Consider the following 13,733-nt stretch of genomic DNA (forward strand, 5'->3'; position numbering starts at 1 on the left):
CCCGGCCGAATCGCACGATTCGGCCGGGCCCCTTCTGCATGACGCGGGGCGGCTCAGTCCCGGTGGACCGGCGTCCACCACACCACGCCGCTGCGGTATTTCACGTTTGCGCACCAGCTCCCGTCCGGCCTCTGGGTGAAGTGGCGGCACAGGATGGCCCTGGCGGTCTCCCCGTCCACCGCGCCGGGGGCGCAGCGGGCGCACTCCCCCCGCACCAGGGCGTCGGCGTCCGGGTAGGACAGCTCCTTCTCAAAGGGGAGCACCATCACATTGGCGTCAATGCCCATCTGGTAGAGCACCCCCACGAAGTAGATGTAGTCCTTCCACTCCCAGCTCACCGCTCCCCCCGCCGCGTCCAGTTCATGGAGCCAGGCGGGGGCCAGGCCGGTGTTCATGCCCGCCACGCACAGCTTGTCCGCCGCCCGGTCCATCCGCCGGAAGCAGTCGGCCAGATCCGCCTGCCGGTAGAAGCAGTTATAGCCGAAGACCAGATCGTACCGCCGCTCCGGCGTGAACTCCTCCCACTTGGCATGGAAGGCGGTGATATTGTCCCGGCCGCGCTCCGCCCCGGCCCGGAGGACGAAGTCCAGCACGTCCCGGGAGAGATCCACGCAGGCCACCTCCCGGCACAGCTCCGCCAGGGTCAGGGTATAGCTGCCCCAGCCGGGCCCCACCTCCAGGGCGGTCTCCACCCCGCGGGCCCGCAGCAGGGGGCGCAGGCGCTCCAGCACCTGGAGGGCGGAGGGCTCCGGGGCATAGGTCTTGCGTGTCATGAAGGCGTGCCAGAAGTCCCGCTCCGCCTGGTCGTCGGTCATCCGGGGGGAGGCGCTGGCCGCCACGTGCTCCGCCCACTGCCGGGCGAAGTCGGTCATGGGCACCCGCTCCCTCATGTCTCCCCGCCTCCCTCCCAGTGGGTGTAGGAGTAGAGCAGCTCCCTGGTGTAGGGGTGGACGGGGGCCTCCATCACCTGGTCCCGGCTGCCCACCTCCACCAGCCGCCCCCTCTGCATGACGCCGATGGTGTGGCTGATCCACCCCAGCAGCTCGATGTCGTGGGTGATGTAGAGGTACGTCAGCCCCAGCCGCTCCTGGAGCTCCCGCAGCAGATTCATGATGCTGGCCTGCACCGACACGTCCAGCATGGAGGTGGGCTCGTCCAGCAGCAGCACCTCCGGCTCCAGCAGCAGGGCCCGGCAGATCACCAGCCGCTGGCCCTCGCCCCCGCTGATCTGGTGGGGGTAGCGGGAGAGCAGGTAGTCGGGCAGGCCCACCTGCCCCAGCGCGGCCCGGATCTTCTCCATCCGCTCCTCCCGGCTCTCCCCCAGCCGGTGGATGGCCATGGCCTCCAGCAGACTGTCCCGGATGCGCATGGAGGGGTCCAGGGAGGCCTCCGGATTCTGGAAGATGATCTGCACCCGCCGGTGGTACGCCCGGCTCCCTTTCCGGTCCAGGCGTGCGATGTCCTCCCCCTCGAAGCGGATGCGCCCCCCGGAGGGCTTGAGGACGCGGGTGATCATGCGGGAGAGGGTGGTCTTGCCGCAGCCGCTGTTGCCCACCAGCCCGAAGGTTTTCCCCCGCTCCAGGGCGAAGCTCACCCGGTCCACCGCCCGGACGGTGTGGGTGCGGAATACGCCGCTGGAGAACGTCCGGCTGACCTCCTCCAGCTCCAGCACCTTATCATTCATAAAGAAAGCACCTCACCTTCCCGCCCGTGGGCAGCGCGACCTCCCCCGGTGCCTCCCGGCCGCAGCGCTCCATGGCCCTGGGGCAGCGGGGGTAGAAGGGGCAGCCGGTGTGCTCCAGCCGTCCGGGGTCCGGGGGCGGTATGGGCACCATGCCCCGGCTGGGCAGGGAATGGATCAGGCCGGCGGTATAGGGGTGGCGTGGCCGCTCCATGACCTCCTCCGCCGTGCCCTGCTCGATGATCCGGCCCATGTAGAGTACCCGGATGTCGTCGCACAGCCGGCGGGCCAGGGCCAGATCGTGGGTGATGACGAGCATGCTGCAGTGGTGCTCGGTGTAGATCTGGCGCAGGACGGAGTACACCTGGTTGCGGATCACCGCGTCCAGGCCCTTAGTGGGCTCGTCGGCGATCACCCACCCCGGCCGGCAGGCCAGCCCCAGGGCGGACACCAGCCGCTGGTTCATGCCGCCGCTCATCTGGAAGGAATACTGGTTCAGGATGCGCTCCGGCTCCTCGAAGCCGAAGCGGCGGAGCAGCTCGGCGGCCTGGGCCTCCGCCTCCCTCCGCTTCCAGCGCCCGTGGGTGGTGATGGCCTCGGTGAGCTGGCGGCGGAGCTTCATCACCGGGTCCAGGGAGGCGCCGGGGTTCTGGGGGATGAGGCCGATGGCCGCCCCCCGCAGCCTGCGCAGCCGCCGCAGGGGCATGGAGTAGAGCTCGTCTTCTCCGAAGAAGCACTTCCCCGTCACCCGGGCCGTATTGGGCAGCAGGCGCAGCAGGGACATGCCCATGACGCTCTTGCCGCTGCCGCTCTCCCCGATGACGCCGGAGATGCGCCCCGCCCGGAAGGTGGTGGACAGGTCGTTGACCGCGTACACCGGCCCCTGGGCGGTGTCGAAGCATACCGACAGGTGCTGAATTTCAATGTCCGGTACCATGCTCACAGCTCCTTCACCGCGTCCTGCTTCACGTCCAGCCGGTCCCGCAGCAGATCGCCCAGCAGGTTGATGGACAGGGTCAGCAGGATAATGCAGATGCCCGGCGCCCACAGCAGATGGGGGGCGCTGCGGAAGTACCGGCGGGCGGTGCCGCTGACCATCTCCCCCCAGTCGGGGGTGGGGGGCTCGATGCCCAGGCCCAGATAGCTCAGGCCCGCCACCGACAGCACCACCCGCCCCACCCGGGTGGTGAACTGGAGGATCACGTTGGTGCGGATGTTGGGCAGCACGTGGCGGAGGACGATGCGCAGGTGCCCCGCCCCCAGGCAGCGCATGCCCTCGACGTACATCTCGCTCTTGACCTTCATGACCTCCCCCCGCACCAGGCGGGAAAAGCCCACCCACGAGGTGATGACCAGGGCCAGGATGATGCTCCGGGTGCCCCGCTCCAGGACGCCCACCAGGGCGATCATCAGTACCATGCCAGGCAGGCCCTGGAACACGTTGGAGACGGCGGTGATCACGCCGTCCACAATCCCCCCGCAGTAGCCGGCGGCCACGCCGATCACCAGCCCCACGGCCATGGAGCAGGCCGTGGCTACCACCGCCAGCAGCAGGGAGGCCCGGCCGCCGTAGATCACCCGGCTGAGCACATCCCGCCCCAGGGCGTCGGTGCCCAGGGGATGGGCCCGGCAGGGGTCCAGCAGGCGCAGCTCCATGTTCACCTCCAGGGGGTCATAGGGGGCCAGCCAGGGGGCGAAGATGGTCATGAGGACAATGGCCCCCAGGATGGCGCACACGAGGGCCAGCTTGATGTTCTGTTTCCGGCGTCTTGTCATGCCTCTCCCCCCTGTAGGCGGATTTTCGGGTTGACCGCAATGTAGAGCAGGTCGATGGCCAGTGTAACGAGCACGAAGGTGGTGCCGGTGATGAGCACATAGCCCTGGATCACGGGGTAGTCCCGGTTCTGGATGGCGGAGAGGACATAGCTGCCCAGGCCGGGGATGGCAAAGATGTTCTCGATGATGGTGCTCCCGCCCAGGATACCGCCGAAGTAGTTGCCGATGAGGGTGATGATGGGCACCAGGGAGTTGCGGAAGGCGTGCCCCACCATCACCGCCCGCTGGGACAGGCCCTTGGCGTTGGCCACCACGATGTACTGCTCCCCCAGTTGGGCCAGGATGTTGCCCCGGGTGAAGCGGGAGGTGGAGCCCACGTTGGCGGCGGAGAGAGCCACGGCGGGCAGCACCAGGGAGGCCAGCCCCCGGTCCAGGCCGCTGGTGGGCAGCAGGTGGAGCCACTCGGCGAACACCGTGATGAGAAACAGGGCCAGCCAGAAGCCGGGCACCGACAGCAGCAGGGTGGACAGCCCCTTGAGCACCGTATCCAGCCATGTGCCGTGGCAGGCCGCCATGAGCACGCCGCCCCCCACGCCGAACACCACCGCCGCCAGCATGGCGGCCAGGGAGACCTTGAGGGTGATGGGCAGCCGGGTCATCAGCTCCTGGGCGATGTCCTTGTTGCCGATGTAGGAGCGGCCCAGATCCCCCCGGAGGGCGTCCCCCAGCCAGTCCAGGTACTGCACCGGCAGGGGCCGGTCCAGGCCCAGCTCGGCGCGCATGTCCGCCCGGTCCTCCTCCGTGGGGAATTCAATGCCGATGCGGAACAGCGCGTCGTCCACCGGGTCGCCGGGGGCGATGCGCCCCAGCAGGAAGGCCGCCAGGGAGATGCCCAGCAGCACCGGGATGAGCACCAGCAGCCTGCGGCCGATATACTTGAGAATTGCCATGATCCACCGCCTTCGGAGACAGAATACAAACGGAAAATAAGCCCCTGCCTCGCGGGGGCTTCAGCCTGTCGAAAAAGTCTTTTCGACAGGCTGCTGAACTTTTTGAAACTTAAAAAAGTTTCAAAAAGTTGTTTGATCCGACGCGAAAGGGAACCCTGACGGTTCCCTTTCACACTATCCTTCCCTCCGAATCCTTTGGCTGGAGGGTTCATCCACAGCCTCAAGCCCCCGCCTCGCGGGGGCTTATTTTCACATACGGTTCTTACCCGGCCCAGCAGACCTGGGTGAAGCCGGTCAGGCCGTACACCGTGGCCTGATAGCCGGTGATGTCGCTGGAGGAGGCCACCACCTCCTGGGAGTACAGCACGGGGATGTTGGGGAAGTCCACGGCGGAGATCTCCTGGAGCTCCGTGTAAATCTCGGTCAGGCGGTCGGCGTCCAGGCAGGTAGCCGCCTCCTCGATCAGCTCGTCCACGTGGTCATTGTGGTAGCCCAGGCCGTAGCTGATGTTGGTGCCGCCCTCGGTGTACATAAAGCCCTTGAACAGGGAGAAGGGGTTGGCGGAGGGCAGGCCCTGGATCTTGAGGCACAGGTTGTAGTTGCCCGCCTCCATCTCCTCCTTGCAGGGGCCCCAGTCCATCTGCTGGATGCTGACCTTGATGTGAGTACCCTCGATGTTCTCCAGCAGGGACTGGATGTACTCGGCCTCCTCCTGGTAGGGGTAGCGGTTGGCGTCCACGCCGGGCAGCAGGAACAGCAGCTCCACCTCCTGGTCGCCCACCACCTCGCGGATCAGCTCGGCGCCCCGCTCCGGGTCGTGCTGCACGGGCTGCTCGCGGTAGAAGGCGGAGGTGTAGTTCAGGAAGCCGCCGGCGGCGAGGCCGTAGCCGTTGTAGAAGCTGTCGATGATGGTCTGGCGGTCCAGCAGCAGGGACAGGCCCTCCCGCATGCGCACGTCGTTGAAGGGGAAGGCGCCGCCGTTGACGTTGAGGAAGTGGGTGATGCCGGAGTCGCCCACCGACACGTTGTAGGCCGGATCGCCGTCGATCTCCGCGGCCTGGGAGGGGGAGATGGCGCCCAGATCGCACAGGCCCTGGACCTCGCCGGCCCGCAGGGCGGTGTAGCGGGTCTCGGCGTCGGGGATGACCTTGAAGCGGAAGGTCTTGGCGATGCCGGGGGTGCCCCAGTAGCTGTCGTTGCGCTCGATGACGCAGTACTGGCCCAGCACGTTTTCGGTCACCACGTAGGGGCCGGTGCCGATGGGGAAGCCGGCGAAGGTGCCGTCCTCGGCGAAGCAGGAGGGCTCGAAGATGGCGGAGCCGTAGTTGACCATGGTGTAGTCCAGCAGGGGCTGGCCCTCGGAGAGCGTGAGTACCACGGTGTAATCGTCGGTCTTCTCGTAGGAGACCAGGCCGGGGTAGATGGTGTCGATGTTCATGCCGTAGAAGGAGGACTCGAAGGGCCCCTTCTTCATGCGGTCGAAGTTGGCCAGCACGCTGTCGGCGTTGAAGGGAGTGCCGTTGGAGAAGGTAACTCCCTCCCGCAGATGGAAGGTCCACACGGTGGAGTCCTCGTTGTGCTCCCACTCGGTGGCCAGGGCGGGGGCGGGCTTGCCGCTCTCGTCCTTGGTGATCAGGGGCTCCCACACGCCCAGGGACATGGAGGCGTAGTAGGCGTCCTGCTCGCCGGGGCACTGGTCGCGGGAGGCGGCAAAGACGATCTCGCGGGTCTGGTCCACGGCGGCAGGGGTTTCGCTGCCCGCCGGGGCGGAGGTCTGGGCATCCGGCGCGGGCGCGCCGCCGCAGCCCGACAGGGACAGGGCACAGGCAACGGCAAGCAGCAGAGACAGGGTGCGCTTTTTCATGTTCATGCTCCTCTCAAATTGACTGACGCATGAATCCATGCACAAAAAAACTCCCCCCTGTTTTCCAGAGAGGAGCCGCAATCGGATGACAGGCCGGCAGACCGGCGCTGCACAGCTTTCCCCACCGAAAGAACGTGCACACACCGCAGGCGGCTGGTCTCCTGGCTTGGACTCATCCTCACGCCCGCCTTCCCATCCGGCGTACCGGACAGTGACATATCTGGGCGCTTGTCATCCTTACAGTAGAGAGGGCTGCCGCGGATTCTCACCGCATTCCCAATGAAAGCAATCGCTACCGTCTGCTGATTCACTTGTCGGCGTTCATTATAGCCGCGCGCCCCCCGCCTGTCAAGATGGCGGAGGCAGAATATCACAATTTTCTCTCCTATCCCAGCCATAAGTTCCAAATTACGGTTGACAGAAGGGCGGGTTTTTTATATAATATCGTATACAATCGAAAGGTCAGGTTATGCCGGGTGTAGCAAACCTGCCGTACTCCACTTCCGGGCGGGAGTGGGTTTGACTTCAGATGCGTGGAGAGCATCTTGAGGCGTTTTTGTGCGCTTCAAGATGCTCTTTTTTGTAAAACGGGAGGACAGGCGTATGGGTGTGACCAGGATGGGCAAGACCACCATTTTCCTGGCTGATGACGATGAGGGCGTTCGCCGTACCTTGCGCACTTTTTTTGAGGGGCTCCCCGGATATCGGGTGGTGGGCGAGGCCTGTGACGGGATGGAGGCGGTGGAGGGCTGCCGGGCGTCGGCCCCTGACGTGGCGCTGCTGGACATCCAGATGCCGCTGCTGGACGGCGTGAGCGTGGCCAGACAGGTTCTGGCGGACCGGGCCGCCAAATGTGTCATTATCCTGACGGCGTTCAGCGACCGGGAGCACATCGAGCGCGTACAGGCGTGCGGGGCGGCGGGGTACCTCACCAAGCCTTTTGAGGCGGAGAAGATTCTGCCTACCATCGAGCTGTGTATTGCGCGCAGCAAGGAGTACTACCTGCTGAACAAGGAGTATCAGCACCTGAGCCGGCGCTGTCAGAACCGGGAGCCCATCGACCAGGCCAAGCTCCTGCTGATGGAGACCAGGGGGATGCGCGAGGATGAGGCCTACCAGTACATTCGGGAGCTCAGCCGCCGCAAGGGCATGTCTATGGCCCGGGTCGCCAGCTATTTGCTGGCCCAGCAGGAGGAGCGGCATGATTAGCGCCACGCGGATGCTCTGTCAGAAATACACGGATCTCACGGACGCGGAGATCTCCTACCTGGAATCCTATGGCGCCCTGCTCCCCGCCCTGGCCAACGCCGAGCAGGCGGATGTCTTCATCGACTGCCGGACCGTCAGCGGGCGCTCTGCCATCGTGGTCTGTGAGGCAAAGCCCCAAACCGTCCCCTCCAACTACCGCAGCTCCATCCTGGGCATGCTGATCCACTGGCGGGACGAGCCGGCGGTGGACCGCTCCTTCCGTCTGGCGGTTCCCACCTCCGGGGTGCGGGCGGTCTCCATGCCGGAGGACCGCCGGATCGTCCAGTCGGTGGAACCCCTCTTTTATGAGGGGCGGCTGATCGGCGTCCTCATCTATGAGCGGCCCGCTCTGGCCGCCGAGGAGCCGCCGCCCGCTGGGGAGCGGGAGGCGGAGCAGGCGTCCGGGGCTCTGGACTGGGCTGCGGTATCCCCCTGTCTGGACGACGCCGTCCTTTTCCTGGATGAGGAGGACCGGGTCTGCGGCTTCAACCCGGCGGCCACAGCCCTCTACCGCCGGATGGGTTACATCGGCACTCTGGCCGGGATGCCCGTCAACAACATTCAGCCCGCCGCCCTCAGCGAGTGCGACCAGGACAGGCACGAGACGGCCCTGGCCAACCGGGTACTCCAGTACCAGCGCCTCCCTCTCTCCTCCGGGCAGGCCCGGGCGGCGCTCATCATCCACGACCTCACCCGCCAGCGGCAGCTAGAGGAGGAGCTGGCCCTGCAGCGGACGGCACTTCAGGAGCTGCGGCACCGCATGAAAAACAACCTTCAGATGCTCGCCAACCTCACCCGGAGCCGGGGCTGTGATCCGGCCGAGTCCCCACCGGTGCAGACCGCCCTTCTGGATACGGCCAACCGGCTGCTCTCCCTGGCCGCCACGCTGGACGGCATCGTACAGGTCTCCCGGGAGAAGGTCTCCCTCCTTCAGATTCTGGAGCAGATCCGCCGGTACATGCTCCAGACCCTTCTGCCCTCCGCCCGCCGTGTCACCATCCACGTGGGCGGCGAGGACGTCATTGTGTCCGCGGACTGCGCCTCCTCGGTGGCCCTGGTGGTCAACGAGCTGGTGCAGAACGCCCTGAAATACGCCTTTCCCTCCGGCCAGGCGGGAAGGATCGGCATCGAGCTCCACAGCGGGCGCCCCCTCTGCCAGCTCACCGTCTGGGACAACGGCGTGGGCTTCCAGGCGGACCGCCCTCGCCCCGGAGGCGCCGGTCTGGAGCTGGCCTCCACGATCGTGCGGGAGAAGCTCACCGGCGAGTGGAGCGTGGAGAGCGGCCCCGGCGGGACGCGGATCTCCTTCGACTTTCTGGAGCAGTAAAACCAAATCGTGCGCCGACCTGAGGCTATGGCGGCGCGTACAAGAGCACGGGCGATGCAGCCCAGGGACAGCGCAGGCGCTGCCCCTGGGCTGTTTTGCATAAACAGCCAAATTTGACAAGCTTGAAACGGGCGCCGAGGGGGCGTCCGGCGCAAAGGAGAGGTGCAGCAGAATGAAATTGAAAACCACACTGAACGGCCAGACCTTCGCCTTCCGCGACATCAGGGATGTCCTGGCCAAGGCCAACGAGCCCAAGGCCGCCGACCGGCTTCAGGGCGTGGCCGCCGAAACCGTGACGGAGCGGGTGGCGGCCAAAGTCGTCCTGTCCGAGCTGACGGTGGGCGAGCTGACCGAGAACCCCACCGTCCCCTATGAAAAGGACGAGGTGACTCGGGTCAATCTCGATGGACTCAACCAGCCCACCTACCAGCGCTTCAAGGGCATGACCATCGGCGAGCTGCGGGAGTGGATTCTGGACCACAAAACTACGGGGGATGACCTGGTACGCAGTTGCCGGGCCTTCACCGGCGAGGTAGCGGCGGCCGTGGCCAAGCTCATGTCCGCCATGGATCTGGTCTACGGCGCCAGCAAAATTCACCACATCACCCGCTGCAACACCACCATCGGCCAGCCGGGCGTGCTGGCCTTCCGCAACCAGCCCAACAGCCCCACCGACGACCCCGAGGAGATCCTGATTCAGATGATGGAGGGCGTCTCCTACGGCTGCGGTGACGCCTGCATGGGCATCAACCCTGTGGAAAACAATGTGGAGAGCACCCGGCGTATCGCGGATGCGGTCTACAGCTTTATCTGCCGCAACGACATCCCCACCCAACTGGTGGTTCTCTCCCACATGACCACCCAGATGGACGCCATTCGGAAGGGCGCGCCTTTGAGCATGATTTTCCAGTCCATCGCCGGCACAGAGGCCGCCAACAACGACTTCGGCGTGAGCCGCCAGCTCTGCACGGAGGCCTATGAACTGGCCTGCCAGCACGCCCTGAGCACCGGCCCCAACCTGCTCTATTTTGAGACCGGCCAGGGCTCCGAGGTGTCCATTGGCGCCGACTGCGGGGTGGACGAGATGACCCTGGAGGCCCGTACCTACGGCTTTGGCCGCTTTTTCCGCCCCTTCATGGTGAACAACGTGTCCGGCTTCATCGGGCCGGAAACCCTCTACGACGGCAAGGAGATGATCCGGGCCAGCCTGGAGGATCACTTCATGGGCAAGCTGATGGGCCTGCCCATGGGCATGGCCCCCTGCTACACCAACCACACCTCCATTACCCAGGACGAGCAGGAGATGGCCACCATGCTGCTCAACGCCGCGGGGGCCAACTACTACATCGGGGTGCCGGTCAACGACGATATCATGCTCTCCTACCAGGACACCAGCTACCACGACAACGCCACCCTGCGGGAGCTCTCCGGCCGTCTGCCCGCGCCGGAGTTCCACCAGTGGATGATGAAGCGGGGCCTGATTGACGAAAAGGGTGTCCTGACCGAGCTGGCCGGCGACGCCTCCATTTTCCTACAGTAAGAGGGAGGGAACTGACATGAATGAAACCCAACTGAGAGAGCTCATCCTGAAAGCCATCTCCGAGGCAGTGGGCGATACCGCCGGTGCACAGTCCGCCGCTCCCGTCCCCCCGGCCTCCGGCGCGGTGGAGAGCGGAGAGGTCCGCGACCTGTCCGCCGTAGATTTCCGCCAGATTATCGACGTGCCCACCCCCGCTAACCCGGAGGAGTTCCGCCGCATGCGCTCCAAAACGGTGGCCCGCATCGGCGTGTGGCGAGCCGGGCCCCGTTGCCGCACCAACACCTACCTGCGGTTCCGGGCGGATCACGCGGCCGCCATGGACGCCGTGTTTACCGACGTGCCGGAGCGTCTGCTGGAAGAGATGGGCCTGTTCACCGTGCAGACCCTCTGTGAGACCAAGGACATGTACCTTACCCGGCCGGATCTGGGCCGCCGCTTCTCTCAGGAGACTCTGGCCGAGCTCCAGCAGCGCTGCAAGCGCAATCCCGACGTGCAGCTCGTGGTGTCCGACGGCCTGTCCAGCACCTCAGTGTCCGCCAACCTCCGGGACATCCTGCCCGCCATCCTTCAAGGGCTGAGCAGCACGGGGGTCAGCGTGGGCACCCCCTTCTTCATCAAGTACGGCCGTGTGGGAGCCATGGATGCCGTCACCGAGGCCTTGGGCTCCAAGGTCACCGTGATCCTCCTGGGCGAGCGCCCCGGCCTGGCCACCGGCGAGTCCATGAGCGCCTACATGACCTACGGCGGCTATGTGGGCATCCCTGAGGCCAGCCGCACCGTAGTCTCCAACATCCACCGCGGCGGCACCAACCCCGCCGAGGCGGGCGCGTTCATTGCCGAGCTGTGCGGGCGCATGCTGAAGGAGAAGGCCTCCGGCCTGGCTCTCAAACTGTAAACGCGGCCCGGCCGGAATCTGCGGCTCCTCTTCCGGCGGGCTCGGCATCGCACTGGGGGGCTCTCCAGCCAATTCCTAAACACGGGAATTGACCCTGCTGCGATTCACCTTTTGTCTCTCAGCATGCCATTTCTGCCCCAAAGGACTCCTTCAATCCGAATATTCTGAATATTTTCTACGCTTATCTGTAATGCTGTTCAGGTACAGGCCATCCGCTCACCTTTCGCACACTCCCTGCACGAAGTAAAGACTCCATCACCCGCAGCTTCCACAGCCCTCCCCCCGTTACAGGTCGTCGCAAGGGACATATATGGAACAAAAGCTCCGCCGTTTCCACAGGAAACCGGCGGAGCTTTTGTTTTGCAGCTTCTGCCGTGGGAAGGGGCAGGTGCATCACTGTGCACCGCTCCTCTATCACACAGTCAATCTGTATTCGGCAAATGGAACCGTTCTATCCATCTGCGGGCAGCCCCTGCCATCGGAGCTTCTCAACCAGAGAAATCCGTCCCTTTACAAGGGCGGATTTCACTTCAGGCCCAAAATAGCACGAGCCTCCTCCGGGGTAGCCAGCACCCTGCCGAACTCGGCGGCCACCCGCTTCACCCGGCCGATAAACTGCTGGCTGCCCTGGGCCAATATCCCCTTATTGTAATAGACATTGTCCTCCAGACCGACCCGGATATTACCGCCCATCGCCAAGGCGGCCAGGGTAATCTCATTTGCACCCCGGCCGATTCCAAAGGTACTCCAGGTGCAGTTCTCGGGCAGATGGTTGACCAGGTAGACCAAGCTCTCCGTGGTGGCCTCCATGCCGCCCGGCGCACCGAGGCAGAGCTGGAAATGGGCCGGTGCATCGAGGACGCCCGTTTTCAAATAGTGCTTTGCGGTGTTGAGCATGCCCATGTCGAAGACCTCAATCTCCGGCTTGACTCCGGCGGCGCGCATCTCCTGGCCGCACAGTTCCAGGAACTTGGGTTCGTTCATAAATACCACACTGTGAAGCCAGTTCATCGTACCCGCGTCAAAAGACGCCATCTCGGGTCTGAGCTCCCGGAAGGGGCGGATACGCTCCTCCCAGGAGAACCCCTGTCCTCCGGAGGAGGTCAGGTTGAGCAGCACCGGGCAGCCAGTGGCGCGGATCAGGCCCACCGCCTCTTCAAATTTGTCAAAGCGCATGCTCCCCGCGTCGTTGTCGTCCCTGACATGTATATGTACCATGGCGGCCCCTGCCTCGTAGCAGCGCAGCGCTGCCTCGGCAATCTCCTTTGGCTGGGTCGGAAGATAAGGGTTATCCTGCTTGGTGGTGACCGCGCCGGTGAGGGCGGCGGTGACAATCACCTTATTGCTGTCATTCAAACGCCTGGTTGTGGTCATGCGGTTTCCCTCTTTCTAATCCAAGTTTTCAATTACCACTGCCGTCCCCATGACGCCGGCGCAGGGGGGCAAGCCGTACCGCAGCCCGCGGCTCCTGAGCTCATACAGCAGTGTAATCACAATGCGGGAACCGGTGGCGTCCACCGGGTGCCCCAGGGAGATTCCCCGCCGTTGACGTTCAGGCCATTAGAGCCGGCCCAGCGCGCGGGACACCTGAATCAGGCCGCGGGTCAACGTCTCATTGGATGCTTTGACCTGCCCGGGACTCCAGAGCTGGAAGCCCTCTCCCGTTTTAAAGCCCAGTTTTCCCTCGTCCATGAGCTGTACCATCAGCTTGGAGGGCTCGGCGGAGCTCTCAATGTGGGGAAATAAGTACTTGTGAATGGAGTAGGTGAGGTCCAGCCCTCCGCGGTCGATCACCTCCATGGGGCCAGAGACCCCCAGGCGCATACCGAATCCGTACTTGATGGCGTCGTCCACATCCCCGGCTTCGGCGATCCCATTTTCCACGATAGAGATCGCTTCGCGGAAAAGCGCGTGCTGCATCCGGTTGGCCAGGAAGCCCGGTACATCCTTTTTGACGAGGACGGGCTTTTTGCCCGCCTCCTCCATTAGCTGAAATACGGCGGCCACCGTCTCCTCGGAGACATATTTGGTACGGATCACCTCCACCAATGGCACGAGGTAGGCGGGATTCCAGAAATGGGTACCGATGATGCGCTCCTTATGGACGGCCTTCCCGGCAATCTCCGTCACGCTGATGGCGGACGTATTGGTGGTCAGGACCGTCGAGAGGGGGCAGAGGGCGTCCAGCTTCTGAAAGTAGTCCTGTTTGACTGCCAGATCCTCCACAATGCACTCAATGACAACATCGGCAAACGCCGCAGCCTCCTCAAGAGACTCGGTCCAACTGACCCGGTCCAGGATGGCGGGGATCGCCCCGCCATCCTGCACTCCTTCCTCCCGGAGGATATTCAGATTGGCCTCCATGGTCTCTCTGGGCCGGGCGCGCACCTTATCGTCATACACATAGATGAGTTTTACGTGCGTCCGGAAGCCGCCTGAAGCAACGCAGGCA

General features: G+C 64.6%; 13 protein-coding genes and 1 riboswitch. Of the genes, 4 read left to right on the top strand and 9 right to left on the bottom strand.

Translation table 11 applies throughout. From position 1 onward, the window contains the following. Positions 1-53: 53 nt before the first annotated feature. The 6 genes from HMPREF0372_RS09915 to HMPREF0372_RS09940 form a co-directional block, all read right to left on the bottom strand. Entirely contained in the window at positions 54-890 is an 837-nt protein-coding gene (locus HMPREF0372_RS09915; RefSeq protein ID WP_007491705.1) for an SAM-dependent methyltransferase, read from the bottom strand. Further along, a complete protein-coding gene (locus HMPREF0372_RS09920) occupies positions 887-1,684 on the bottom strand; it encodes an ATP-binding cassette domain-containing protein (RefSeq protein WP_007491706.1) in 798 nt (265 codons plus the stop codon). The genes HMPREF0372_RS09915 and HMPREF0372_RS09920 overlap by 4 nt, the downstream gene beginning before the upstream one ends. Beyond that, entirely contained in the window at positions 1,677-2,618 is a 942-nt protein-coding gene (locus HMPREF0372_RS09925; RefSeq protein WP_007491707.1) for an ABC transporter ATP-binding protein, read from the bottom strand. Before HMPREF0372_RS09925 ends, HMPREF0372_RS09920 begins: the two co-directional genes overlap by 8 nt. 2 nt (positions 2,619-2,620) lie before the next feature. Further along, complete coding sequence (locus tag HMPREF0372_RS09930) at positions 2,621-3,457, bottom strand: ABC transporter permease (protein WP_007491708.1); 837 nt, start codon at positions 3,455-3,457, stop codon at positions 2,621-2,623. Beyond that, positions 3,454-4,407, bottom strand: coding sequence for an ABC transporter permease (locus HMPREF0372_RS09935; protein ID WP_007491709.1), 954 nt, complete (start codon positions 4,405-4,407; stop codon positions 3,454-3,456). The genes HMPREF0372_RS09930 and HMPREF0372_RS09935 overlap by 4 nt, the downstream gene beginning before the upstream one ends. Before the next feature lie 262 nt (positions 4,408-4,669). Next, positions 4,670-6,271, bottom strand: a complete 1,602-nt coding sequence (locus tag HMPREF0372_RS09940) for an ABC transporter substrate-binding protein (protein WP_157781261.1) — start codon at positions 6,269-6,271, stop codon at positions 4,670-4,672. 134 nt (positions 6,272-6,405) lie between these two features. Next, positions 6,406-6,586, bottom strand: a riboswitch (cobalamin riboswitch). Between the two features lie 288 nt (positions 6,587-6,874). Between HMPREF0372_RS09940 and HMPREF0372_RS09945 the strand changes: the two genes are divergently transcribed. From HMPREF0372_RS09945 to eutC, 4 genes are all read left to right on the top strand, one after another. Continuing rightward, positions 6,875-7,480 carry an ANTAR domain-containing response regulator gene (locus tag HMPREF0372_RS09945; RefSeq protein ID WP_009258939.1) on the top strand — a complete coding sequence of 202 codons (606 nt, stop codon included), beginning with the start codon at positions 6,875-6,877 and terminating at the stop codon, positions 7,478-7,480. After that, a complete protein-coding gene (locus tag HMPREF0372_RS09950) occupies positions 7,473-8,846 on the top strand; it encodes a sensor histidine kinase (RefSeq protein WP_007491715.1) in 1,374 nt (457 codons plus the stop codon). The genes HMPREF0372_RS09945 and HMPREF0372_RS09950 overlap by 8 nt, the downstream gene beginning before the upstream one ends. A gap of 172 nt (positions 8,847-9,018) precedes the next feature. Continuing rightward, positions 9,019-10,386, top strand: coding sequence for an ethanolamine ammonia-lyase subunit EutB (locus HMPREF0372_RS09955; RefSeq protein ID WP_007491718.1), 1,368 nt, complete (start codon positions 9,019-9,021; stop codon positions 10,384-10,386). 16 nt (positions 10,387-10,402) lie between these two features. After that, positions 10,403-11,281, top strand: coding sequence for an ethanolamine ammonia-lyase subunit EutC (gene eutC / locus HMPREF0372_RS09960; protein WP_007491720.1), 879 nt, complete (start codon positions 10,403-10,405; stop codon positions 11,279-11,281). Between the two features lie 525 nt (positions 11,282-11,806). Here eutC and HMPREF0372_RS09965 read toward each other — a convergent pair. The 3 genes from HMPREF0372_RS09965 to HMPREF0372_RS09970 all read right to left on the bottom strand — a co-directional run. Next, positions 11,807-12,655 carry a beta-keto acid cleavage family enzyme gene (locus HMPREF0372_RS09965; protein WP_007491726.1) on the bottom strand — a complete coding sequence of 283 codons (849 nt, stop codon included), beginning with the start codon at positions 12,653-12,655 and terminating at the stop codon, positions 11,807-11,809. 15 nt (positions 12,656-12,670) lie between these two features. Then, the gene (locus HMPREF0372_RS19165) at positions 12,671-12,799 is read right to left on the bottom strand and encodes a hypothetical protein (RefSeq protein ID WP_007491728.1); all 129 of its coding nucleotides are present in this window, start codon (positions 12,797-12,799) and stop codon (positions 12,671-12,673) included. 42 nt (positions 12,800-12,841) lie between these two features. Then, on the bottom strand, positions 12,842-13,733 hold an 892-nt coding region (locus tag HMPREF0372_RS09970; protein WP_007491729.1), incomplete at its 5' end, for a 3-hydroxyacyl-CoA dehydrogenase family protein.

The sequence above is a fragment of the Flavonifractor plautii ATCC 29863 genome (assembly GCF_000239295.1).
GTDB lineage: Bacteria > Bacillota > Clostridia > Oscillospirales > Oscillospiraceae > Flavonifractor > Flavonifractor plautii.

What these genes read in the sequence shown, in the direction of transcription:
- HMPREF0372_RS09955 (WP_007491718.1), top strand. Translation starts at nt 9,019, where the DNA reads ATGAAATTGAAAACCACACTGAACGGCCAGACCTTCGCCTTCCGCGAC.
- HMPREF0372_RS09915 (WP_007491705.1), bottom strand. Translation starts at nt 890, where the DNA reads ATGAGGGAGCGGGTGCCCATGACCGACTTCGCCCGGCAGTGGGCGGAG.
- HMPREF0372_RS09940 (WP_157781261.1), bottom strand. Translation starts at nt 6,271, where the DNA reads ATGAAAAAGCGCACCCTGTCTCTGCTGCTTGCCGTTGCCTGTGCCCTG.
- HMPREF0372_RS09950 (WP_007491715.1), top strand. Translation starts at nt 7,473, where the DNA reads ATGATTAGCGCCACGCGGATGCTCTGTCAGAAATACACGGATCTCACG.
- HMPREF0372_RS09935 (WP_007491709.1), bottom strand. Translation starts at nt 4,407, where the DNA reads ATGGCAATTCTCAAGTATATCGGCCGCAGGCTGCTGGTGCTCATCCCG.
- HMPREF0372_RS09945 (WP_009258939.1), top strand. Translation starts at nt 6,875, where the DNA reads ATGGGTGTGACCAGGATGGGCAAGACCACCATTTTCCTGGCTGATGAC.
- HMPREF0372_RS09965 (WP_007491726.1), bottom strand. Translation starts at nt 12,655, where the DNA reads ATGACCACAACCAGGCGTTTGAATGACAGCAATAAGGTGATTGTCACC.
- HMPREF0372_RS09920 (WP_007491706.1), bottom strand. Translation starts at nt 1,684, where the DNA reads ATGAATGATAAGGTGCTGGAGCTGGAGGAGGTCAGCCGGACGTTCTCC.
- eutC (WP_007491720.1), top strand. Translation starts at nt 10,403, where the DNA reads ATGAATGAAACCCAACTGAGAGAGCTCATCCTGAAAGCCATCTCCGAG.
- HMPREF0372_RS09930 (WP_007491708.1), bottom strand. Translation starts at nt 3,457, where the DNA reads ATGACAAGACGCCGGAAACAGAACATCAAGCTGGCCCTCGTGTGCGCC.
- HMPREF0372_RS09925 (WP_007491707.1), bottom strand. Translation starts at nt 2,618, where the DNA reads ATGGTACCGGACATTGAAATTCAGCACCTGTCGGTATGCTTCGACACC.